This window comes from Kitasatospora sp. NPDC042419 (assembly GCF_056437345.1).
Window position 1 is genome coordinate 280,110 of sequence record NZ_JBWKAW010000001.1, and the last position, 22,066, is coordinate 302,175.

Annotated in this window: 19 protein-coding genes; 8 read left to right on the forward strand and 11 right to left on the reverse strand. The window is 73.0% G+C overall.

Features of this window, described 5'->3' with window-relative positions:
* The first annotated feature begins 85 nt into the window (after window positions 1–85).
* The 3 genes from AC067J_RS01295 to ybaK all read left to right on the forward strand — a co-directional run bounded on the left by AC067J_RS01295 (window position 86) and on the right by ybaK (window position 3,034).
* Window positions 86–1,666, forward strand: a complete 1,581-nt coding sequence (locus AC067J_RS01295; protein WP_478295884.1) for an oxidoreductase — start codon at window positions 86–88, stop codon at window positions 1,664–1,666.
* Between the two features lie 101 nt (window positions 1,667–1,767).
* Complete coding sequence (locus AC067J_RS01300) at window positions 1,768–2,505, forward strand: LON peptidase substrate-binding domain-containing protein (protein WP_478296346.1); 738 nt, start codon at window positions 1,768–1,770, stop codon at window positions 2,503–2,505.
* A 34-nt stretch (window positions 2,506–2,539) separates the two neighbouring features.
* Window positions 2,540–3,034 carry a Cys-tRNA(Pro) deacylase gene (ybaK, locus tag AC067J_RS01305; RefSeq protein WP_478295885.1) on the forward strand — a complete coding sequence of 165 codons (495 nt, stop codon included), beginning with the start codon at window positions 2,540–2,542 and terminating at the stop codon, window positions 3,032–3,034.
* Window positions 3,035–3,111: 77 nt separating this feature from the next.
* On the opposite strand, the gene AC067J_RS01310 is transcribed toward ybaK, so the two are convergent.
* The 6 genes from AC067J_RS01310 to AC067J_RS01335 form a co-directional block, all read right to left on the reverse strand.
* Entirely contained in the window at window positions 3,112–3,924 is an 813-nt protein-coding gene (locus AC067J_RS01310) for a hypothetical protein (RefSeq protein ID WP_478295886.1), read from the reverse strand.
* Window positions 3,925–4,013: 89 nt separating this feature from the next.
* Window positions 4,014–4,820 carry an ABC transporter permease gene (locus AC067J_RS01315; RefSeq protein ID WP_478296347.1) on the reverse strand — a complete coding sequence of 269 codons (807 nt, stop codon included), beginning with the start codon at window positions 4,818–4,820 and terminating at the stop codon, window positions 4,014–4,016.
* A 2-nt stretch (window positions 4,821–4,822) separates the two neighbouring features.
* Window positions 4,823–5,821 carry an ABC transporter ATP-binding protein gene (locus tag AC067J_RS01320; RefSeq protein ID WP_478295887.1) on the reverse strand — a complete coding sequence of 333 codons (999 nt, stop codon included), beginning with the start codon at window positions 5,819–5,821 and terminating at the stop codon, window positions 4,823–4,825.
* Window positions 5,822–6,041: 220 nt separating this feature from the next.
* Window positions 6,042–7,316, reverse strand: coding sequence for an NYN domain-containing protein (locus tag AC067J_RS01325; protein WP_478295888.1), 1,275 nt, complete (start codon window positions 7,314–7,316; stop codon window positions 6,042–6,044).
* A 255-nt stretch (window positions 7,317–7,571) separates the two neighbouring features.
* A complete protein-coding gene (locus tag AC067J_RS01330; RefSeq protein ID WP_478295889.1) occupies window positions 7,572–8,618 on the reverse strand; it encodes an aspartate-semialdehyde dehydrogenase in 1,047 nt (348 codons plus the stop codon).
* Between the two features lie 109 nt (window positions 8,619–8,727).
* Window positions 8,728–9,627, reverse strand: coding sequence for a dihydrodipicolinate synthase family protein (locus tag AC067J_RS01335; protein ID WP_478295890.1), 900 nt, complete (start codon window positions 9,625–9,627; stop codon window positions 8,728–8,730).
* A 72-nt stretch (window positions 9,628–9,699) separates the two neighbouring features.
* Here AC067J_RS01335 and AC067J_RS01340 point away from each other — a divergent pair, with 72 nt between their 5' ends.
* On the forward strand, window positions 9,700–10,590 hold the full coding sequence (locus AC067J_RS01340; protein ID WP_478295891.1) for a LysR family transcriptional regulator: 891 nt from the start codon (window positions 9,700–9,702) through the stop codon (window positions 10,588–10,590).
* A gap of 18 nt (window positions 10,591–10,608) precedes the next feature.
* Here the strand turns inward: AC067J_RS01340 and dnaE are convergent, their stop codons facing one another.
* The gene (dnaE, locus tag AC067J_RS01345; protein WP_478295892.1) at window positions 10,609–14,142 is read right to left on the reverse strand and encodes a DNA polymerase III subunit alpha; all 3,534 of its coding nucleotides are present in this window, start codon (window positions 14,140–14,142) and stop codon (window positions 10,609–10,611) included.
* A gap of 211 nt (window positions 14,143–14,353) precedes the next feature.
* Here dnaE and AC067J_RS01350 point away from each other — a divergent pair, with 211 nt between their 5' ends.
* A complete protein-coding gene (locus tag AC067J_RS01350; protein WP_478295893.1) occupies window positions 14,354–15,682 on the forward strand; it encodes a DUF2252 domain-containing protein in 1,329 nt (442 codons plus the stop codon).
* A 3-nt stretch (window positions 15,683–15,685) separates the two neighbouring features.
* On the opposite strand, the gene AC067J_RS01355 is transcribed toward AC067J_RS01350, so the two are convergent.
* Both AC067J_RS01355 and AC067J_RS01360 read right to left on the reverse strand, forming a co-directional pair.
* On the reverse strand, window positions 15,686–16,900 hold the full coding sequence (locus AC067J_RS01355) for a hypothetical protein (RefSeq protein ID WP_478295894.1): 1,215 nt from the start codon (window positions 16,898–16,900) through the stop codon (window positions 15,686–15,688).
* Window positions 16,887–17,318, reverse strand: coding sequence for an ATP-binding protein (locus AC067J_RS01360; RefSeq protein ID WP_478295895.1), 432 nt, complete (start codon window positions 17,316–17,318; stop codon window positions 16,887–16,889). The genes AC067J_RS01355 and AC067J_RS01360 overlap by 14 nt, the downstream gene beginning before the upstream one ends.
* Before the next feature lie 184 nt (window positions 17,319–17,502).
* Here AC067J_RS01360 and AC067J_RS01365 point away from each other — a divergent pair, with 184 nt between their 5' ends.
* Together AC067J_RS01365 and AC067J_RS01370 are read left to right on the forward strand one after the other, a co-directional pair.
* The gene (locus AC067J_RS01365; protein WP_478295896.1) at window positions 17,503–18,378 is read left to right on the forward strand and encodes a helix-turn-helix domain-containing protein; all 876 of its coding nucleotides are present in this window, start codon (window positions 17,503–17,505) and stop codon (window positions 18,376–18,378) included.
* Window positions 18,375–18,602 (forward strand): DUF397 domain-containing protein, encoded by a 228-nt coding sequence (locus AC067J_RS01370; RefSeq protein ID WP_478295897.1) that lies wholly within the window; start codon window positions 18,375–18,377, stop codon window positions 18,600–18,602. Before AC067J_RS01365 ends, AC067J_RS01370 begins: the two co-directional genes overlap by 4 nt.
* Window positions 18,603–18,699: 97 nt before the next feature.
* Here AC067J_RS01370 and AC067J_RS01375 read toward each other — a convergent pair whose 3' ends face one another.
* Window positions 18,700–19,290, reverse strand: a complete 591-nt coding sequence (locus AC067J_RS01375) for a dienelactone hydrolase family protein (RefSeq protein WP_478295898.1) — start codon at window positions 19,288–19,290, stop codon at window positions 18,700–18,702.
* A 194-nt stretch (window positions 19,291–19,484) separates the two neighbouring features.
* Here AC067J_RS01375 and AC067J_RS01380 point away from each other — a divergent pair, with 194 nt between their 5' ends.
* Window positions 19,485–21,119, forward strand: coding sequence for an alkaline phosphatase D family protein (locus AC067J_RS01380; protein WP_478296348.1), 1,635 nt, complete (start codon window positions 19,485–19,487; stop codon window positions 21,117–21,119).
* A gap of 54 nt (window positions 21,120–21,173) precedes the next feature.
* Here AC067J_RS01380 and AC067J_RS01385 read toward each other — a convergent pair whose 3' ends face one another.
* Window positions 21,174–22,064: an ABC transporter permease gene (locus tag AC067J_RS01385; protein WP_478296349.1), complete on the reverse strand. Its 891-nt coding sequence runs from the start codon at window positions 22,062–22,064 to the stop codon at window positions 21,174–21,176.
* Window positions 22,065–22,066 lie beyond the last annotated feature (2 nt).

Sequence of the window (22,066 nt, forward strand, 5' to 3'; positions counted from 1 at the left end):
TGTAAGGAGTGGCCGGAACCTGCGGCCCCGCATTTCAGTCCGTGATACGAAGGGCGAGACGACCCGGGGGAAGCAGGGGGGAACCATGACCGAACGGGCACCCGACGGCTGGACGGCGGCCGAGCAGGGGCTCTGGCAGGCGTTCCGGCACGGCCGGATCCACGACCTGCGGACCGGAGTCCCCGAGCAGGACGACCCGTTCGGCGACGCCGAGTGGGGCCCCGAGCGGACCGTGCGCGCCGAGGTGCTCTCCCGGCTGCTGCTGGACGGGCCCTCCGCCGTCCCCGGCCGGGTCGCCTCGCTCAAGCTGACCGGCGTCCTGGTCGCCGGCCCGCTGCGGCTCGCCGGCGGCACCATCAGCCACTACGTGGAGCTCCACGACTGCCGGTTCGAGCAGAAGATCCTGATCTCCGAGGCCGAGGCCGGCACACTGCGCTTCGTCGGCTGCCTGATCCCCCGCCTGGAGGCCTCCCGCCTCGCCACCTCCGGCGACCTCCACCTGGCGCGCTGCCGCGTCCCGGAGGGCGTGCGGCTCACCGACGCCCGGATCGGCACCGACCTGCTGCTCAACCAGGCCGTGCTCGGCGGCGACCGGTTCGGCCGGGCGCTGTCCGCCGACGGCCTCGCCGTCAACCAGGACTTCGAGGCCGAACGGCTGGAGACCCTCGGCGAGGTCAGCCTGCGCACCGCCCGGATCGGCGGCCGGTTCTCGCTGCGCGGCGCCCGGCTGCGGGCCGTCCCGGACAACCCCAACGCGCTCAACGCCCCGCGAATAATCGTCGGCCACACGCTGTACCTGAGCAGTTCGGCGGACCGGGGCTGGACCGACTCGCAGTCCTACTACGGCTCCGGCTACGGCCAGGTCATCCCGACCGGCGCCTCCAGCACCCCGTTCCGCGCGTACGGCCGCGTCCGGCTCTCCGACGGCCGCTTCGAGAACGCCTGCCTGATCTCCGGCGCCGAGTTCCACCTCGGCGAGGGGGACGAACTGGCGCTGCGCCGGATCCAGACCCCCGAGCTGCGCTTCACCTGCCGCACCCCGCCCACCGGGCCGGTCTCGCTCTCCCGCGCCCGGGTCGGCAACCTGGTCGACGCCCCCGACGCCTGGCCGCAGGGCCGGCACCTGGGCCTCACCGGCTTCACCTACGAGTGCCTGCGCCCGGCCGCGCCGTTCAGCGTCCGGCAGCGGATCGCCTGGCTGGAGGGCTCCTCGGTCGACTTCCAGCCCGAGTCGTACGAGCAGCTGGCCGCCGCGCTGCGCCGCGACGGCGCCGACGACGACGCCCGCGAGGTGCTCTACGCCAAGCAGCGCCGCCGCCGGCAGACCCTGCCGCTGCCGGCCCGGATCTGGGGGCGGGTCCAGGACGCCACCGTCGGCTACGGGTTCCGCCCCAACCGGGCCGCGCTGTGGCTGCTGCTCGCCTGGGCGCTCGGCAGCCTGTACTTCGCCACCCACGAGCTGCAGCCGCTCAAGGCCGACGAGCGGCCGCACTGGAACCCGGTGCTGTACGCGCTGGGCCAGCTGCTGCCCGTCGTCGACCTCGGCCAGCAGGGCTGGAACCCCGGCGGGGCCTCCCAGTGGGTGGCCGCCGGCCTGGTCGTCATCGGCTGGGTGCTCGCCACCACGGTCGCCGCCGGCGCCAGCCGGATGCTCCAGCGCGGCTAGGGCGTGTCCGGCCGAGGGGGCGTCCCGGGGGCGTCCCGGGGGCCGGGCCGGGCCGATCGGCCCGGTAACCCCCGGGCGCTCGGCCCGCCCGGGGAACTACGCTGTCCGCCGTGACAGAACGGCTGCCGCTCTTCCCGCTGAACACCGTGCTCTACCCGGGCCTGGTGCTGCCCCTGAACGTCTTCGAGGAGCGCTACCGCCGTCTCGTCGCCGACCTGCTCGCCCTGCCCGAGGACGAGCCCCGCCGGTTCGGCGTGCTCGCCATCAAGGACGGCCGCGAGGTCGCCCGGGTCCGCCCCGACGACGGCCCGGCCGGCCCGCTGGACGGCCTCGGCACGGCCACCGGCGACCCGCTGGAGGCGCTGCACCACGTCGGCTGCGTCGCCGACCTCACCTCCGTCCAGCCCCAGCCGGACGGCCGGTACGAGCTGCTGGTCACCGGCACCACCCGGTTCCGGCTCCGCTCGGCGGACACCGGCGGCCCGTACCTCACCGGCGAGGCCGAGCCGATCGAGGAACGCACCGGAGAGGGCTCGGGCGTCCTCGCCTCCGAGGTCGAACGCGCCTTCCGCACGTACCAGAAGCGCCTGGCCGGCGCCCGCGAGGCCAGCACCGTCGGCCGCCAGGAACTGCCCGACGACCCCCAGGTGCTCTCCTACCTGGTCGCCGCCGCGTCCGTCCTGGAGACCCCGCTCAAGCAGAAGCTGCTCGCCTGCCCCGACAACGCCCAGCGGCTGCGCCTCGAACTCGACCTGCTCCGCCGCGAGACGGCCGTGCTCGGCTGGCTCCCCTCGCTCCCGGCCGTCGACCTCACCCGGCAGTCCTTCAGCCCCAACTGACCCGCCCCGACCGACCCGCACCGGAGACCCGCACATGGCCAAGAAGCCGAAGAAGGGCGGCCAGGGCACCCCCGCCACCGTCGCCCTGGAGACCGCCGCCGTGCCGTTCACCGTCCACGCCTACGAGCACGACCCGGCCGCCGCCTCCTACGGCGGCGAGGCCGCCGAGGCGCTCGGCGTCCCGGCCGACCGGGTCTTCAAGACCCTGGTCGCCGACGTGGACGGCGTCCTCACCGTGGGCGTCGTCCCGGTCGCCGGCCGGCTCGACCTCAAGGCCCTGGCCGCCGCCGTCGGCGGCAAGCGCGCCGCGATGGCCGACCCGGCGGCCGCCGAACGCAGCAGCGGCTACGTCCTCGGCGGCATCTCCCCGCTGGGCCAGCGCCGTCCGCTGCGCACCGTCGTCGACGCCAGCGCGCTCGCCCACCCCACGGTCTACGTCTCGGCCGGCCGCCGGGGCCTGGAGGTCGAGCTGGCCCCGGCCCACCTCGTCACCCTCACCAGGGCGCACACCGCACCGATCGCCCACTGAGGCCCCGGACGCCGGCCGGCGGCCCGCCGGGGGCGCTCCACGGGGCCGCACCGCCCCCGGCGGGCCGCCGGAAGTGCTCAGCCCTGCCGCCGGTCCTCCGGGGGCGCCGGCCGCACGTCGTGCGGCGGCACCGGCCCCGCGTCCGCCGGATGCACCGGGTGCACCGGATGCACGGGCGCGCCGTCCGCCGGGGGCAGCGGAGCCCCGTACGGCCCCGCCCAGTACGGCGGCGGGTCCTCCTCGCGCTTCCCGAACGCCGCCGACAGCGCGAGCAGCACCACCATCGCCGCCATCGGCCAGGCCAGCACCGCCCCGTACGCGCCGAGGTCGATGTCCGCCTGGAAGTGCCCGCCGTTCCCGACCCGCCGCGCCTCCGCGACCAGGTCGCCGCTCGGCCCGAGCCACCGCCCCAGCCCCCAGGCCCCCACCGAGGCGAGCAGCCCGCCGACGGCGAGCCCGACGGCGACCGCGATCCCGCCGCCCCGCTTCCGGGTGACCAGGAACGCCCCGAGCGCGGTCAGGACGCCCATGCCCAGGCCGATCAGCACGAAGACGCTGTCCGCCCCGGCGCGCTGCTCCCCCTCCGGGTCCCCGTAGAGGATCTTGTTGCCGTCCACCACCAGCGGGACCTTGGGCGCCAGCCAGGCCCAGAGCCCCGCCATCGCCACACCCAGCACCAGACAGGCCAGTACCGTGATCGCCCCGATCCGCAGCTCGGGCGCCAGCCGCTGCAGCGCGGGCTCGTCCGACCGCTTCGCGGAGACCAGGTCCAGCACCGGGTAGTGGCCCGGCGCCGGGGCCCGCGGCGGCGCGTACGGATCGGGAACGGCGTCCGTGACGGCGTCGGCGTCGGCTCGCGCGGGATCCGGAGGTGTGTTCGGTACGGTCACGGTGCCCATCGTTTCACGACCGCCACCGCGACGGCCGCGCCACCCGGGCACCCGCCCCGCCGCCACCCCGGCACCCGCCGGGCACCGCCCTACCGCCGGGTCGCCCGACGGTAGGCCCACGTGGCGGCCGCCAGCGACACCACGCCCACCCCGGCGCAGACCGCGAGGTCGCCGACCACCGCCGCCCAGTCCGGGTCCGGCTCGAAGGTCCGCGCGAACGCCTCGACCCCGTACGTGGACGGCAGCAGGCTGCGCATCCAGAGCACCGGCTGCGGCAGGTGGTCGACCGGCAGGACGCCGAGCAGCAGCGCCGCCGACATGCCGAGCTGCCCGAGCATGGTCGCCAGCTCCTGCCGGGGCGCGAGCAGCCCGCAGACCGCGCCGAGCCCGGAGAGCGCGGCACCCGCCAGCGGCACCACGGCGAGGAGCACCCACAGCTGTCCGAGCGGCAGCCCGAACATGACCGCACCGGCGCCCGCCGTGAGCAGCGACCCCGGCAGCGTGAAGGAGGCGTACGCGGCGGCCGCCCCGAGCACCACCGAGGCGGCCGGCACCGGCAGCGTCGCGTAGTGGTCGAGTCCGCCGGTGGCCCGCAGCCGGCCGAAGTACTGGGCGAGCAGGTTGAGCGCGACGAACGCGACGACCAGCACGCTGGAGCCGGCCACCACGTACCGGGCGGCCGAGGTCTGCCCCGCGTCGACGACGCCCCGCATCATCACCAGGATGCCGAGCGACTGGAAGGTGGCCACGAACAGCAGCGGGATCCGGGCCACCCTCGCCCGCGCCAGCTGCGCCCGGTACACCGCGGCGAGGGCGGGCAGCAGCCGGGCGGCCGGGGCGAGCGGGGCGGGCACGCCCGCCGTCACCGGGGCAGTCCGCGGCGGTACCGAGAGCAGCGTCACTTGGCCAGTCCTCCGTGGCGGCCGCCCAGCTTGAGGTACGCGTCCTCAAGGCTCGGGGTGGCCAGGGTGAAGTCGTCCAGGGCCGCGAAGGCCGGGCCGGTCGTGACGGCGGCGACCAGTTCGCGGGCCTGCTCGGGGGTGGTGCGGACGGTCCAGCGCCGGCCGGTGCGCTCGGCCCGCTCGGCCAGCGCGGCCACCGCGGGGACGCCGAGCGGCGCCTCGTCCCGCCAGACCAGGTCGAGCCGGACGTCGCCGTCGACCAGCGCCTTGAGGCCGCCGGGGGTGTCGCACGCGATGATCCGGCCGTCGTCGACCACGGCGACCCGGTCCAGCACGGTCTCCGCCTCGATCACGTTGTGGGTGACCAGCAGCACGGTGGCGTCCCGCTCGGCCCGGCGCCGTTCGAGGGCGGCCCAGACGGACCGGCGGGCGATCGGGTCCATGCCGGTGGTCGGCTCGTCGAGGACGAGCAGCGGCCGGTCGCCGACCAGTGCGGCGGCGAAGCAGGCGAGCCGGCGCTGGCCGCCGGAGAGCTTGGCGAGCGGACGGTGGGCGAGCGGCTCCAGCGCCAGCTCGGTGATCACCTCGTCGGCGGCCGCCCGGGCCTGCGTCCGGCCGAGGCCGCGCAGCCGTCCGGTGGTCTCGGCGGCGAGGGCGACGGTCAGCTCGTCCAGCGCGGTGGACTCCTGCCCGAGGTAGCCCAGCAGCCGGGCGGCCCGCTCGGGGTGCTTCACCACGTCGTGGCCGAGCAGCTCGATCGAACCGGAGTCGGGCCGCAGCAGCCCGGTCAGCTGACGGACCAGGGTGGACTTGCCCGCCCCGTTGGGTCCGAGCAGGCCGAAGATCTCGCCCTGCCGGACGGTCAGGGTGATGCCGTCGTTGGCCCGGATCTCGCTCGCGGCGGCACCGCGCCCGGCGCGGTACGTCCTCACGAGGTCGCGTACGGCGCAGCACGGCGAGGTCTCCTGGGGTGCCCGCCCGGCCGTCTCGCTCACGACCGAAGACTCTACGCGGTGCAACCGGCGAACCGGACAAGGGGGCCCGTTCCGCCACCCCTCCGCAGGTCAGTCGTCGACGATCGGCTCGCCGGCCGGGTGGACGGGCCGCGGGGTGCCTACACCGCCCCGCCGCGCCGGGGGCCTCGTCCGCCGGGCGTCGGCGCCCCGCCCCGGACGCCGCCGCCCCTCCGGCCCGCTTCCCGCCGGTGCGGCCGGATCAGTCGTCGACGACCAGTTCCCCTCCCGGGACGCGGGCGGCGAGCTCCTTCCAGAAGCCGGCCCGGATCGCGTACCGGTCGTGCTCGTCGATCTGGTCGTCCTTGTGCGCGAGCAGGCCGAACCGGGCGGCGTAGCGGAGCAGCTCGCCGTCGACCCGGTGCGGGATGCGCGGGTAGTCGGGCCAGAGCACGGTGAGCCGTTCGACGTCGCCGATCCGTCCGGTCCAGCGGCGGGCGAAGACCTGGCCGACCTCGTGGGCGTCGCCGCCGATCGTGGTGATGTCCTCCTCGCGGTCGGCCCAGCGCTGTTCGGCGGTGGTGAGCTGGGCCAGCGTGGGCAGGCCGTCCCCGGCGGTGACGGCCGGTTCGGGGACGGGGCGGTCGACCCAGCCGCGGTCGGAGGACCAGCGCAGCACCGGGCCGGCCGGGTGGTGGTGGGCGGCGGGGGGCTGCCGGTCGGCGCTGCGGCCGGCGAGGTCCTTGGGGGTGGGGACGACCTTGAGCGCGGTGGCCGACTGCGGGCGGCTGCCGTTGACCGCCGGGACGGCAGCGGCGGCGGCGGGCGCGGGCGCCCCGGCCGACGGGAGGCCGGCGGACTGCCCGCCGGCGGCCGGCAGTCCGCCGGGGATCGTGCCGGGCAGGGCGGCGGGGGGTGCGGCGGGCGGGGCGGCGAGGATCTTGGCGATCTCGTGCCGGGGGCCGGGGGCGGGGAAGACGGCGGAGGTCTCGCGGAGGCTGAAGGAGCCCTCGATCCACTCGCGGTCCAGCACCCGCCGTTCGTCGGCCTCGCCGACCAGGTCCTCGGACTGGTTGAAGTCGCCGTCGGCGGCCTGGAGCGCCCAGAGGTGGACGACGACGCCGTGCTCCTTGGCGGACATCATGCCGGGCAGCAGGTCGCCGTCCCCGGTGATCAGCACGACGTCGGCGCAGGCCCGGTTGCGGGCGAGTTCGGAGAGTTCGGCGTGCATCGCCGCGTCGACGCCCTTCTGCACCCAGCGGCCCTCGGCCCGGGTGAGCGCGCCGAGCCGGACGGTGACCCGGGGCAGGACCCGGAGCCGGCGGTGCTCGGGCATCGGGCGGCGGTCGGGTGCGGCGTCGAACCAGTAGATGCGCAGCAGCGGCAGGCCGGTCTCGGCCTCGGCGCGTTCCCGCAGGGCGGCGATCAGCGCGGTGTGGTCGACGGAGACCTTGGAGCGCGACGGGTCTCCGGCGAGCAGGCTGGCGGCGGCGCCCAGCAGGTATCCGGCATCCACCAGGACGACACAGCGGTCCATCGCGCGCCTCTTTCCGCTCGCCCTCGGGGTCCGGCTCCGCCGGGGGCGGCGGTACCGGGGTGGGCGCGGTCCGCCCGTCTCCCGGGCGGGGAGGGGGTGAGGGGGTGCCCGCATCCGCCCGATCGTTGGGTCACCTTTTCCCCCTGGTTCGCCGGCCGAACCTCGGCGGTTGTCGCGGTCCCGCAACGGACGGAAGGGCCCCGCCGGTGCGGCGGGGCCCTTCGTACCGGTGCTGCCGGGTGCCCGGCGGCGGGGTCATCCCTTGAGTTCGGCGGCGACCAGTTCGGCCAGCTGGACGGCGTTGAGGGCGGCGCCCTTGCGCAGGTTGTCGTTGGAGACGAACAGCGAGAGGCCGTGCTCGACCGTCTCGTCGGCGCGGATGCGGCCGACGTAGCTCGGGTCCCGGCCGGCGGCCTGGAGCGGGGTGGGGATCTCGCTCAGCTCGACGCCGGGGGCGCCGGCGAGCAGCTCGGCGGCGCGCTCGGGGCTGATCGGGCGCTCGAAGCGGGCGTTGATCTGCAGCGAGTGGCCGGAGAAGACCGGGACGCGCACGCAGGTGCCGGCGACCTTCAGGCCGGGGATGCCGAGGATCTTGCGGCTCTCGTGGCGGAGCTTCTGCTCCTCGTCGGTCTCGTTGGAGCCGTCGTCGACGATCGAGCCGGCCAGCGGCAGCACGTTGAAGGCGATCGGGCGCTTGTAGACCTTGGGCTCGGGGAACTCGACCGCGGAGCCGTCGTGGGCGAGCGCGGAGGCGCCGTCGACGACCTTGGCGGCCTGGTCCTGCAGCTCGGCCACGCCGGCCACACCGCTGCCGGAGACGGCCTGGTAGGTGGAGACGACCAGCGCGACGAGGCCGGCCTCGTCGTGCAGCGGGCGCAGCACGGGCATGGCGGCCATGGTGGTGCAGTTCGGGTTGGCGATGATGCCCTTGGGGCGGTCGGCAATGGCCTGCGGGTTGACCTCGGAGACGACCAGCGGGACCTCGGGGTCGCGGCGCCAGGCGGAGGAGTTGTCGATGACGACGGCACCGGCGGCGGCGGCCTTGGGGGCGAGCTCCTTGGAGGTGGAGCCGCCGGCGGAGAAGATCACGATGTCCAGGCCGGTGTAGTCGGCCGTGGCCGCGTCCTCGACGGTGACCTCGGTGCCCTGCCACGGCAGGGTGCGTCCGGCCGAGCGGGCCGAGGCGAACAGCCGCAGCTGCTCCACCGGGCCCAGTCCGCCAGGGAGACCTGCCCGCTCCGCCAGGATCTCGCGGACCACGCCGCCGACCTGGCCGGTGGCCCCGACAATGCCGATCTTCATTTCCGACTACTCCTCTTGATCGTGCTGTTCACAGCCGCACTCCGCCCATCATGCCTTGTCACGGGCGGAATCCGGCCTGGTATTCCACGGTGTGAGAGCCCTCGACCGGTCAGTGGTCCAGACCAGTGGCCAGCTCCAGGGCGTGCGCGACCTCGGCCGGCCCGGCCGGCAGCAGCGGAAGCCGGACGTCCGGCGTCGGGATCCGCCCCTGCGCGTGCAGCACGCCCTTGACCACCGACGGGTTCGGCGCCGCGAAGGCGGCGAGCGCCAGCCCGGTCAGCCGGTGGCCCAGCGCGCGGGCGCGCGCCGCGTCCCCGGCCTCCCAGGCCTCGACCAGCTCGACGAACCGGGCGGTCGCCAGGTGCGCGGCGGCCAGGATGCCGCCGGCCGCGCCGAGGGCCAGCAGCGGCGAGAGGAAGGCGTCCTCGCCCGACAGCACCGCGAAGCCCTCCGGCGCGGCGGCGAGCAGTTCCACCGCGGCCTGGTCCACCCCGCCGGTGGCGTACTTCACCCCGACCACGCCCGGCAGGGCGGCCAGCTCCAGCAGCGCGCCGGCCGACAGCGCCTGCCCGGTCCGGTACGGGATGTGGTAGACGACCAGCGGCACCGAGCTGGCCTCGGCCAGTGCCCGGAAGTGCGCGACCGTCCCGGCCTCGCCCGGCCGGACGAAGGACGGCGCGGTGACCAGCGCGGCGGCCGTCCCCGGTACCCGTCCGGCGAGCCCGGCCAGCTCCGCCGCGGCCGCCCGGGTGTCCGGGCCGCCCGCGCCGACCAGCAGCCGGGCGCCCCGGTCGGCGCAGACGGCCGCGCAGACCTCGACGACGGCGCGCCGCTCGTCGGCGTCCAGCGTGGCCGGCTCGCCGGTGGTGCCGAGCGCCACCAGCCCGGCCGCGCCGTCGTCCAGGACCGAGCCGGCCAGCTTCTCCAGCGCGTCCAGGGCGACCGAGCCGTCGGCGGCGAAGGGGGTGATCAGCGGGACGTGGATGCCCCTGAGAGCCGTGTGTTCCATGACGACGATCCTGCGGCCGGGCGATCGCACAGGTCCAGTTCACATTTCCGAAGCTTCTCGTAAGCTGAGCCGATGCTCGATGTCCGACGCCTGCGCCTGCTGCGCGAACTGGCCCACCTCGGCACCATCGCCGCCGTCGCCGAGGCGCTCTCGTTCAGCCCTTCGGCGGTCTCCCAGCAGCTGTCCGTCCTGGAGAAGGAGGCCGGCGTCCCACTCCTGGAACGCACCGGCCGCCGGGTCGCCCTCACCCCGGCCGGCCTGAACCTGGTCCGGCACGCCGAGGCGGTGCTGGAGCGGCTGGAACAGGCCGACGCCGAACTCGCCCACGCCCGCGAGGGGCTCGCCGGACCGCTGCGGATCGGCACCTACCCGTCGGCCGCCCGCGCGATCGTCCCCGCGCTGCTCGCCGAACTGGCCGGCTGGCACCCGGGGCTGGAGCCGATGGTCACCGAGGTCGACCCGGCCGCCGTGGCGGCGGCGCTGCGCGCCGGGGAGCTGGACGTCGCCCTGGTCCACGAGTACGACCTCGTCCCGGCCGAGCCGGAGCCGGGACTGGCGCTGACCCGGCCGATCTTCACCGAGCCGATGTACCTCGCGGCCCGCGGCCCCGGCACGGTCGCCGACCAGCGCGCCGAGCCGTGGATCCTCGCCCCGGCCGGCACGCTCTGCCACACGATGGCCGTCCGGGCCTGCGAGAGCGCCGGCTTCGCACCCCGGGTCCGCCACCAGATCGACGACTTCGCCACCGTGCTCGCCCTGGTCGCGGCCGGCCAGGGCGTGGCGCTGGTGCCCCACCTGGGCACCGCCGAGCCGCCGCCCGGCGTCACCCTCACCCGGCTGCCGATGTACCGCCGCACCCGCACCGCCTTCCGGGCCGGCGCGGGCGCCCACCCCGCGATCTCGGCGTTCGTCTCCGCCCTGCACACCGCCGTCCCGCCGGGGCTGCGCGGCTCGGTGGTCTGAAGGCCCCGGGGGCCGGCCTCAGTTCGCCAGGCAGCTCGGCCCGAGCAGCTGCTTGAGGTCCCCGAACAGCGCCGGGTCGGACTTGACCCGGTGCCGGTCCAGCCGCAGCACGGTGGTGGTGCCACCGCGCCGGAGGTGGACGTGCACCTCGGTGCTCCCCTTGTGGTGGGCCAGTACCTCACCGAGGCGGGTCACCACCTCCGGGTTGAGCCGGCTCTCCGCGATGGTGAGGGTGATCGGCAGCTGGGCGGCGACGTTCGTGAGGTCCGGCACCGCCAGCTCCATGCCCATCAGCCGCGGCACGTCCTCCCGCTTGTCCAGCTTGCCGCGGACGAACACCACCGAGTCCTCGACCAGCAGCGCGGACACCAGCTGGTAGCTCGCCGGGAAGAACATGCAGTCGATCGAGCCCGCCAGGTCCTCGACCGTCGCGATCGCCCAGGCGTTGCCCTGCTTGGTCATCTTCCGCTGGAGACCCGAGATGATGCCGCCGATGGTGACGATCGTCCCGTCCGGGCGCTCCGCGAGGTCGGCCACCGCGCAGTCCGCCTTGTCGGCGAGGAGGTGCTCGATGCCGTGCAGCGGGTGCGAGGAGACGTACAGCCCGAGCATCTCCCGCTCCTGGGTGAGCAGGAAGGACTTGTCCCACTCCTCCTCGGAGAAGACCACGTCCAGCCCGAAGCTCGGTTCCTCGCTCACCGTGTCGCCGCCGAAGAGGTCGAACTGCCCCTCGGCCTCCTTGCGCTTGACCCCGACGACGTTGTCGATCATCGGCTCGAACTCGGCGGTCAGGCCCTTGCGGGTGTGCCCGAGCGAGTCGAAGGAGCCCGCCTTGATCAGCGATTCGACGGTCCGCTTGTTGCAGACCACCGACTCCACCTTCTCCAGGAAGTCCGGGAAGGACGTGAACTTCCCCTTCGCCTTCCGGGTCCGGATCATCGACTCGACGACCGGCCCGCCGACGTTGCGGATGGCGGTCAGGCCGAACCGGACGAGGGTGTCCCCGTGCGGGGTGAAGTCGGAGTCCGACTCGTTGACGTCCGGCGGGAGCACCTGGATGCCCATCTTCCGGCACTCGTTGAGGTAGACCGCCGACTTGTCCTTGTCGTCCTTGACCGACGTCAGCAGCCCGGACATGTACTCGGCCGGGTAGTTGGCCTTGAGGTACGCCGTCCAGTACGAGACCAGCCCGTACCCGGCGGTGTGCGCCTTGTTGAACGCGTAGCCGGAGAAGGGGACCAGGACGTCCCAGACCGCCTGGATCGCCGCGTCCGAGTAGCCGTGCTCGCGGCAGCCCCGCTGGAAGGGGACGAACTCGGCCTCCAGGATCTCCTTCTTCTTCTTGCCCATGGCACGGCGCAGCAGGTCGGCCTGACCGAGCGAGTAGCCGGCCAGGATCTGCGCGGCCTTCTGCACCTGCTCCTGGTAGACGATCAGGCCGTACGTCGGCTTGAGGATCTCCTCCAGGGGCTTCTCCAGCTCCGGGTGGATCGGGGTGATCTCCTGCTGCCCGTTCTTGCGCAGCGCGTAGTTGGTGTGCGAGTTGACGCCCATCGGGCCGGGCCGGTAGAGCGCCAGGACGGCGGAGATGTCCTCGAAGTTGTCGGGCTTCATCAGGCGCAGCAGCGAGCGCATGGGTCCGCCGTCGAGCTGGAAGACGCCGAGCGTGTCGCCGCGCGCCAGCAGCTCGTAGGTCGGCTTGTCGTCCAGGGGCAGATCAAGCAGGTTGATCTTGACGCCCTTGTTCTTCTCGATCGCCTTGACGGCGTCGTCCATGATCGTCAGGTTGCGCAGGCCGAGGAAGTCCATCTTGAGGAGGCCGAGGCCCTCACAGGTGGGGTAGTCGAACTGCGTGATGGTGACGCCGTCGGTGTGCCGGGTCCACACCGGGATGTGGTCGGTCAGCGGCTCGGCGGACATGATGACGCCGGCGGCGTGCACACCGGGCTGGCGGATCAGGCCCTCGATGCCGCGCGCGGTGTCGATCACCTTGCGGACGTCCGGGTCGTTCTCGTACAGCCCGCGGATCTCGCCGGCCTCGCCGTAGCGCGGGTGGCTGGAGTCCGTGATGCCGGACAGCGGGATGCCCTTGCCCATGACGTCCGGCGGCATCGCCTTGGTGATCCGGTCGCCCATCGCGTACGGGTAGCCCAGGACCCGCGAGGAGTCCTTGATGGCGGCCTTCGCCTTGATGGTGCCGTACGTGACGATCATGGCGACCTTGTCGGAGCCCCACTTCTCCGTCACGTACCGGATCACGTCACCGCGCCGGCGCTCGTCGAAGTCGATGTCGACGTCGGGCATGGAGATGCGCTCGGGGTTGAGGAAGCGCTCGAAGATCAGACCGTGCGGGATGGGGTCGAGGTCGGTGATGCCCATCGCGAAGGCGACCAGCGAACCGGCCGCCGAGCCGCGGCCCGGGCCCACCGCGATGCCCTGGCTCTTCGCCCACATGATGAAGTCGGCGACCACGAGGAAGTACGCCGGGAACCCCATCTGGATGATGGTGTCCATCTCGTACTCGGCGAGCTTCTTGTGCTCCTCGTCGTACCCGTTCGGGAAGCGCCAGTCCATGCCCTCCCAGACCTTGGACTTGAAGAAGTCCGCCTCGGACTCGAAGCCCTCCGGGATCGGGAAGCGCGGCATCAGGTTCTTGAACTCGAACATGCCGGCGGTGTCGACCCGCTGGGCGACCAGCAGCTGGCTGTTCCGGCAGCCCTCCTGCCAGGCGTCCGAGGAGTCGAGCCCGTACATCTCGGCGGCCGACTTGATGTAGTAACCGGTGCCGTCGAAGCGGAAGCGGTCCGGGTCCGAGAGGTTCTTGCCGGTCTGCACGCAGAGCAGCAGGTCGTGGGCGCCCGCGTCGCCCTCGGTGGTGTAGTGCGAGTCGTTGGTGACCACCGGCGGGATGTCCAGCTTCCGGCTGATCTCCAGCAGCCCGTCCCGGACCCGCTTCTCGATGTCCAGGCCGTGGTCCATCAGCTCCAGGAAGTAGTTCTCCCGGCCGAAGATGTCCTGGTAGTCGGCGGCGGACTTGAGCGCCTCGTCGAAGTGGCCCAGCCGCAGCCGGGTCTGCACCTCGCCGGACGGACAGCCGGTGGTGGCCATCAGGCCGGCCGCGTGCTCGGCGATGATCTCCTTGTCCATCCGGGGCCACTTCACCAGCCAGCCCTCGGCGTACGAGCGCGAGGTCAGCTTGAAGAGGTTGTGCAGGCCCTCCTTGTTCCGGGCCCAGATGGTCTTGTGGGTGTAGGCACCGGACGCGGAGACGTCGTCCTTCTTCTGGTGCGGCTGGCCCCACAGGATGCGCTTGGTGTTGGACCGGGACTCCGGGGCGACGTACGCCTCGATCCCGATCACCGGGGTGATCCCCGCGGCGGTGGCCTGCTTGTGGAACTCGGCCGCGCCGTACATGTTGCCGTGGTCGGTCATCGCGACGTGGGTCTGGCCCAGCCGCTCGACCTCCTTGAACAGCTGCTTCAGCCGGGCGGCACCGTCCAGCATCGAGTACTCGGTGTGGACGTGCAGATGCGCGTACGGCTGGTCGCTCAAGGCGGGGCCTCCGGAGGCTCGTGCTGTCTGGTTGGCCGGCGAACGCCCAGGTCACAGAGGGTGCCCGGAAACAGTTGCGGCCCGAGCCACCACCAGGGCCCGGACCAGCACTCACGCGTTCACGCTCCTACTCTAGCCTCCGGAGACACGCCTTCCAGTCCTCGGGCACAGCCGCCACTCCGCCCTCACTCGCCGCAAGGGAACCGACACCATGCCGCACCAGCAGCCCCCCGCCACCGACCGCGCGGAGACCATCCTCGGCGTCTTCGACACGGCCTTCGGCGACCTCCTCGCCCAGGATCCGGCGGCGTTCCGGGTCAAGTTCCGGAAGATGGCGGCCTCCGCCTTCGCCTTCTACCGGGGCACCGCCGGCCTCTACTACGCGGACCTCACCACTGAGCCGTTCGAGTCGTTCGCCGCGCCGTTCCTCGACGGGCGCACCAGCCGGGTCTGGATCCACGGCGACCTGCACGCGGAGAACTTCGGCACCTACCTGAACGCCGAGGGCCGCCTGGTCTTCAACGTCAACGACTTCGACGAGGCCTACGTCGGCGCCTTCACCTGGGACGTCCAGCGCCTCGCCGCCTCCCTCGCCCTGATCGGCTACGCCAAGGCGCTCTCCGACGACACGATCACCGAGCTGGTGACCGCCTTCGCCACCGCCTACCGGGCCCGGATCGCCGCCCACGTCACCTCCGGCGACGCCGACCCGTACACCCTGGACACCACCACCGGCCCGGTCCTCGACACCCTCCGGCAGGCCCGGCTGCGGACCCGGGTCTCGCTCCTCGACGGCGACACCGTCATCGAGGGCTACGACCGCCGCTTCCGCCTCGGCGGCGGCGCGATCGAGCTCGACGAGCCCACCAAGGCCGAGGTGCTGGCCGCGTTCGAGGACTACCTGACCACCCTGCCGCCGGCCTCCCGCACCCGCCCGACCGCCCTGCGGGTCAAGGACGTGGTCGGCCGCCGCGGGATCGGCATCGGCTCGGCCGGCCTGCCCTCGTACAACCTGCTGCTCGAAGGGCACACCGACGCCCTGGAGAACGACGTCATCATCTACATGAAGCAGGGGCAGACCCCGGCCGTCTCCCGTCACGTCAACGATCCCGCGATCGCCGGCTACTTCCGGCACGAGGGCCACCGCACGGTGATCTCCCAGCGCGCCCTGCAGGCGCACAGCGACCCGTGGCTCGGGTACACGACGCTGCGCGGCCGCGGCCAGCTGGTCGCCGAGGTCTCCCCGTACGCGACGGACCTCGACTGGCGGGACCTCAACGAGCTGCCCGACCTGCTCGCCGTCACCCGGTACCTGGGCCGGGCCACCGCCACCATGCACGCGGCGGCCGACGAGTCCTCCAGCGGCCACACCCTGGTGCCGTTCTCCACCGAGCACGCCATCCACGAGGCGATCGCCCGCGACGAGGCCGGGTTCACGGCGATGCTGGTCGACTTCGCCCACGCCTACGGCGCCCGGGCGCGCGCCGACCACCAGCTGTTCGTCGACCTCTACCGCAACGGCCGCATCCCCGGCCTGTAGGCCCTACCCGCCCAGGGCCGCCAGCCGCTCCCCGGCGGCGGCCCTGACCTCGGGCTCCTCCAGCACGTCGTCCCGCAGGTACGCCAGCCGCTCCCTGACCTCCGCCCGGTCCGGCGCGTGCCGCACCCCGAGCAGCCGGGCCTGGTCCTCGCAGTCCCAGAGGCACTCCAGGTACACCTTGTCCAGGCCCATCCGATCGATCTCCGCCAGCGCCTCCAGGTAGCTCACGCGCTCGTACGAGTGCGGCGTCCACAACCAGAACCGCCTGAGCAACGACACCGCGTCCCGGGCCTCCGCCCCGAACCGCGCCAGCCCCCGCGCCGTCCGCATCGGCCCGCACCACCGCCGCTCCACCCAGCCCCGCTCCAGCTCCGCCACCAGCGCGGGAATGTCCTCGGCCTCCCCGCACGCGGCCAGCACATCGAGACCACGCAGCCTCAACCACTCCGGTTCCGTCACCGCGGCCCACTCCCGCGCGGCGGGCACCGCCAGCGCGCCGAGCTTGTCGACCACCCCGATCAGCGGCCACAGCACGTACTTCCCGTCCGCCGTGCCCAATGAAGGCACCAACGGGATCACCCCGGGCTCGGGCCCCCGGTCGTCCAGCACGTCGAGCGCGGCGGTCCTGCGCTCCTCCGACTCCCCGGGATCCGCCAGCAGCTCCAGCAGCCCGGCGTTGTCGACGTCCGCCAACGGCTTCGGCCCCCGGGGCCCGCGCACCGGACGCGGCCCGGCCAGCTCCCACCGGTACCACGGCTCCCCCCACCGGTCCTCCGGGTCCCGCTCCGCCCGCTCCCGCCCGGTCTCCGCCAGGTCGTCCCACCACTCCACCGGCCACCGCCGCGCCATCTCCTCCAGCGCGGCGACCCAGTGCTCCCCGTTCCGCACGTACGCCCGCAGCACCTCCCAGGCCTCCCCCGACCCGTCCAGCGCCAGCAGCGCCAGCACCCGGGCGGCCCGCTCGCCCGACTCCTCCCCCGCGCCGAGCCCCTCCACCACCGGCCCCAGCGGCAGCTCCAGGTCCCTCACCAGCCGTGCCAGGTAGAGCCCCCGCCGGTCGACCGAGTCCCACCGCCAGTCCCACCGGACACACCCGTAGACCACCTCGGCGGCAGCCTCCGGATCCTCGGCGGCCATCCGCGCCCCGAGCCCCCGCCCCCGCTGCACCAGCCCCGCCAGCGTCGCCGCCGGCGCGTACCGCCCGTCACTCATCACCATCCCCCCATCCTCCCCTCCCCCGCACGTCCACCACGGCGCAGACCACCTTCCCGTCCGGCAACGGCTCCCACCACCAGCCCGGCGCCAACCGCCGCACCATGACGAGCCCCCGCCCATGCTCGTCACCATCTCGCCGTGCCCGACCACTGACGAACCCCGGGCAGGAGTCACGCACCCGGATCACCACGGCACCCGCCGCGACCGTCCGAAGCGAGACCCCGACAGCACTCCCGCCCGCATGCACGACCGCATTGGTCACCAGCTCGGTGACCACCAGTTCGAACTCCAGCAGGTCGTCCCGACCAACGCCCCACGCCCTGACCTCCGCCACCGCCCTGTGCCGCACATAACAGACGGCTTCCGGTCGAGAAGGAACAAACCATGACACTTGCCGGAAATCGGTCTCGACGAGCAGCATCAGATCACTCCTGTGGGATCACGCACGGAGGAAACGGGCGACATCCAAGCCACGGACTGCCATGCACTCAGCACGCTCCGCAGCCATCGCCAGCATGCCCCGGCAAGCAAGACGTAGGCAATATTCCAGGAAATATTCCTCCTTACGAGCTACCTCATCGGGCCACAGGTGGCACACTGCTGCCATGGCAAGGAAGACAAACCCGACCCCGCCATCGGTATACCGGCGTCAGCTCTCCTCCCGTTTCAAGGAGTTGAGAGCAGAGACCGGCCTGACGCTGACCGAGGTGTGCGCCGTCGTGGAAGTCAGCCAGGGCTCGCTGAGCCGCATTGAGAACGGCGACCGCGGGACAACCCCATTGCTCGCCAAGGCTCTTCTGGACTGCTACGGGATAACGGACCCTGCCGCCCGCGAGGACATCCTCGACCTGGTCCGCGCCGACGCGGCCCAGCGGCAGCCGTGGTGGAAGAAGTACTCCGCCGTCATCAACACCACGAAGTACGGCGGCTACCTGACTCTTGAGGCGAGCGCTGTCTCACTTCGCACGTATGAGTCCCTGCTGATCCCGGGGCTTCTCCAAACCGAGGACCACGCCCGTCAGGTCATCACCAGCATGCGGTTCGACCTTCGGCCCGACCAGATCGAAGCTCTGGTCAAGGTCAGAATGGGCCGCCGAAGGCTGTTGGAGGGCGATGACTCCGTCGAGTTGTGGGCCGTGATCGACGAAGCTGCCCTCCATCGGATCGACGACCCCGCGACTCTGCGCGGCCAGCTCGAACACCTGCTGGAGGCGATGTCGCAACCGAACATCACGGTGCAACTCCTGCCCTTCAGCGCGGGCTTCCATCCAGGGCTGGACGGCCCATTCGTCATCATGGACTTCGCCAAGCCCAACCCAGGCGTGGTGTGGATGGAGAATGGCCCCAACTCGGTGTACTTCGAGGGCGCGGATGAGCTGTACCACTACAGCCGGGTCTTCGATCATCTGCGCGCACTGGCCCTCGGCCCGCCCGAGACCCATGCTCGTCTGGCCAAGATGCTCAAGGAGAGCCGCACGTGACCCACAAGCCCGACCCGGCCGCGATCGACTTCTCCGACGTCCTCTGGGAGAAGTCCCCGTTCAGCGGCGGCAGCGACAACTGCGTCGAGTTCGGCGCGATCGGCGAGTTCGTCGCCATCCGCGACTCCAAGAACCCCACCCAGACCCCGCTCGTCTACACCCGCTCCGAGATCCGCGCCATGGTCGACGGCGCGAAGGCCGGCGCCTTCGACCACCTGCGCTGAATCATGGCCGCCTCCGTCACAGGTGACGGAGGCGGCCGAAACCACCCTGCGCAGGAAGTCGGCCGGGCCGACTTCCTGCGCAAAAACAGAGACAGCCTCAGCCGACCTGCTCGTCCAGCTCGGCGAGGAAGTCCAGGGCCACCGCCCACGCCCGCTCCGCCGCCTCGGCGTCGTAGTCCGGGAGGTCGGGGTCGGTGAAGACGTGGCCGGCGCCCCGGTAGCGGTGGATCTCCACGTCCGCGCCGGCCTTGCGCATGCCCAGGTACCAGGCGTTCAGCCAGTCCTCGGGCTCGAACGGGTCGGGCTCGGCGATGTGCAGCTGGACCGGGATCGAGGTGGCCGCGTCCTCGCGGATGTCGGAGGTGCCGTGCAGGAGCAGCAGGCCGAGGGCCTTCTCGTCGGCGAGCGCGAGGTTCTGGGCGAGCGAGCCGCCGAGCGAGAAGCCGGCGTAGACGAGCGGCGTCCCGGAGCCCAGCAGCGGGGCGGCGACGCCGACGGCCCGGCGCAGCAGTTCGTCGCTGCCGACCTCCTCCTTGTACGCCATGCCCTCCTCGACGTCGTCGAAGGTCCGTCCGTCGAAGAGGTCGGGGGTGTGGACGGTGTGCCCGGCGGCGCGCAGCCGGTCGGCGGCGGCGTGGACGGCGGGGCGCAGGCCGTACACGGAGTGGAGGAGCAGGATCTGTGCCACGGGCGGGACTTCCTTGCGACGGGGGGCCGGAACAGCCTCCCATCATCGCTCATGGCCGCCGGGTGGCCGAGCGCACCCGCCACGGTGGCGGGACGTCACACCTCGGTGAAGCGGCAACGAACAGTCAGTTCAACGTATGGAACAGCGCATTACCGACCGGTAGCCTGTCGGCCGTGACTGACCTTGTCGATGACATGACCGCCGCCCGCCCGCACCGCCGCCAGGTGCTCAAGGCCACCGCCCTCGCGGCCGGCGCCGCCGCCCTGCCGCTCACCCTCGGCACCGCGGCCCACGCCGCGACCGCCCCTCAGTTCCTGCACGGCGTCGCCTCCGGCGACCCGCTGCCCGACGGCATCCTGCTCTGGACCCGCGTCACCCCGGCCCCCGAGGCCGTCCCCGGTTCCGGCCTCGGCGCCGACACCGAGGTGCGCTGGGAGCTCGCCACCGACAAGGGCTTCACCCGGATCGCGGCGAGCGGCACGGTGACCACCACCGCCGCCACCGACCACACCGTCAAGGCGGACGTCCGCGGCCTCACCCCGGACACCCTCTACTGGTACCGCTTCACCGCCGGCGTGACCGTCTCCCCCGTCGGCCGCACCCACACCACCCCGGCCGCCGACGCCACCCTCGAAAGACTCCGCTTCGGCGTCGCGTCCTGCGCCAACTGGGAGGCCGGCTACTTCTCGGCCTACCGCCACCTCGCGGCCCGCGGCGACCTCGACGCCTTCCTCTTCCTCGGCGACTACATCTACGAGTACAAGACGGGCGAGTTCTGCGCCCGCGGCTCGGTGGTCCGCCCGCACGCGCCCGCCCACGAGATCCTCACCCTCGCCGACTACCGCACCCGGCACGGCCGCTACAAGACCGACGAGGACCTCCAGGGGCTGCACGCGCAGGTCCCGACGATCGCCATCTGGGACGACCACGAGTTCGCCAACGACGCCTGGTCGGGCGGCGCCGAGAACCACACCCCGGGCGCCGAGGGCGACTGGGCGGCCCGGGTGGCCGCCGCCAAGCAGGCCTACTTCGAGTGGATGCCGGTCCGCCCGTCCATAGCCGGCACCACCTACCGCCGCCTGCGCTACGGCAAGCTCGCCGACCTGCACCTGATGGACCAGCGCTCGTTCCGCTCCCAGCAGGTCAAGGTCGGCAACGGCGACGTCGACTCGGCCGACCGCACCATCACCGGCCGCGCCCAGATGGACTGGCTGAAGTCCGGCCTCGCCGCCTCCGACACCACCTGGCGGCTGATCGGCAACGAGGTGATGATCTCCCCGGTCGCCCTCTTCGCGCTCCCCGACTACATCCTGCGCCCGCTGGCCAAGCTGCTCGGCCTGCCCGGCGAGGGCCTGGCGATCAACACCGACCAGTGGGACGGCTACACCCACGACCGCCGCGAGCTGCTCGGCCACCTCAAGGCGAACGGCATCACCAACACCGTCTTCCTGACCGGCGACATCCACTCGGCCTGGGCGTCGGACGTCCCGAACGAGGCCGCCACCTACCCGCTGTCGGGCAGCGTCGCGACCGAGTTCGTGGTCACCTCGGTGACCTCGGACAACATCGACGACTTCCTGAAGGTCGCGCCGCAGACCCTCTCGCTGGTCGCCGCCGCCGCGCTCCAGGCCTCCAACCGGCACATCAAGTGGGTCGACCTGGACTCGCACGGCTACGGAGTGCTGGACATCACCCCGAGCCGGACGCAGATGGACTACTACGTCGTCTCCGACCGGACCCGCAAGGACGCCACCACCAAGTGGACGCGCTCCTACCGCACCAAGTCCGGCACCCAGCAGATCGAGCGCGTCTACTCCCCCGTCAAGTAGCCGCCGCGCCGGGTGTCCCGGCCGCCGGTCGACCGGCGGGCGGGACACCCGGGGTCAGGACACCACGTCCTTGCGGGCGAAGCCGCGGAAGGCCAGGGCCAGCAGCACCACCGCGTAGGACAGCGACAGCGAGACGCCCTGCACCATGCCGCCCCACTCCAGTTGCGGCTGCAGGGCGTCCGCCCACGCGTACTGCCAGTGCGCGGGCAGCCAGGCCCGCATGTCGCCGAGCGCGGTGATGGCGTCCAGCACACCGGTGATGATCGAGGCGAACACCGCCCCGCCCACCGCCCCCAGCGGCGCGTCGGTGGCGGTGGAGAGCCAGAACGCCAGCGCGGCGATCACGATCTCGCTCAGGAAGACGAACACCACCGCGACCGCCAGCCGGGGCAGCGCCTCCCCCGCCGTCAGGCTCGCGCCGGCCGGCAGCTTCAGGTCGCCCCACCCGTACGCGGCGGTGCCGACCCCCAGCCCGACCAGCGGCAGCAGCAGCACCGCGGCGGCCGAGAACAGCAGCCCCACCGCGAACTTGCGCGCCAGCAGCCTGGCCCGGGGCACCGGCGCGGCCAGCAGGTAGCGCAGCGAGGACCAGCTCGCCTCGGAGGCCACCGTGTCGCCGCAGAACAGCGCGACCGGGATCACCAGCATGAAGCCGGTGCCCATGAAGAGCATGGTGGCCGCGAAGTTCGGCCCGGACGAGGTGGCCAGCTCGATGAACGTGGTCCGGTCGGCCCGGCCCGGGGTGCCGGCGACCTGGAACGCCGCCAGCACGATGAGCGGCATCGCGGCCAGCACCCCGCCGATCACCATGGTCCGCCGGCGCCGCAGCTGGCGGACGATCTCGACCCGCAGCGGCAGCGTCCGCCCGGCCCGGTACCCGGCCGCGTGGTCCGGCGACACCCCGCCGGACGGCACCCCGCCCGACGACACCCCAGAAGACACCACGG

Coding starts and splice junctions, on each gene's coding strand:
- AC067J_RS01295 (WP_478295884.1), top strand. CDS start 86: ATGACCGAACGGGCACCCGACGGCTGGACGGCGGCCGAGCAGGGGCTC.
- AC067J_RS01325 (WP_478295888.1), bottom strand. CDS start 7,316: ATGGACCGCTGTGTCGTCCTGGTGGATGCCGGATACCTGCTGGGCGCC.
- AC067J_RS01330 (WP_478295889.1), bottom strand. CDS start 8,618: ATGAAGATCGGCATTGTCGGGGCCACCGGCCAGGTCGGCGGCGTGGTC.
- ybaK (WP_478295885.1), top strand. CDS start 2,540: ATGGCCAAGAAGCCGAAGAAGGGCGGCCAGGGCACCCCCGCCACCGTC.
- AC067J_RS01340 (WP_478295891.1), top strand. CDS start 9,700: ATGCTCGATGTCCGACGCCTGCGCCTGCTGCGCGAACTGGCCCACCTC.
- AC067J_RS01355 (WP_478295894.1), bottom strand. CDS start 16,900: ATGGTGATGAGTGACGGGCGGTACGCGCCGGCGGCGACGCTGGCGGGG.
- AC067J_RS01365 (WP_478295896.1), top strand. CDS start 17,503: ATGGCAAGGAAGACAAACCCGACCCCGCCATCGGTATACCGGCGTCAG.
- AC067J_RS01335 (WP_478295890.1), bottom strand. CDS start 9,627: ATGGAACACACGGCTCTCAGGGGCATCCACGTCCCGCTGATCACCCCC.
- AC067J_RS01360 (WP_478295895.1), bottom strand. CDS start 17,318: ATGCTGCTCGTCGAGACCGATTTCCGGCAAGTGTCATGGTTTGTTCCT.
- AC067J_RS01380 (WP_478296348.1), top strand. CDS start 19,485: ATGACCGCCGCCCGCCCGCACCGCCGCCAGGTGCTCAAGGCCACCGCC.
- AC067J_RS01350 (WP_478295893.1), top strand. CDS start 14,354: ATGCCGCACCAGCAGCCCCCCGCCACCGACCGCGCGGAGACCATCCTC.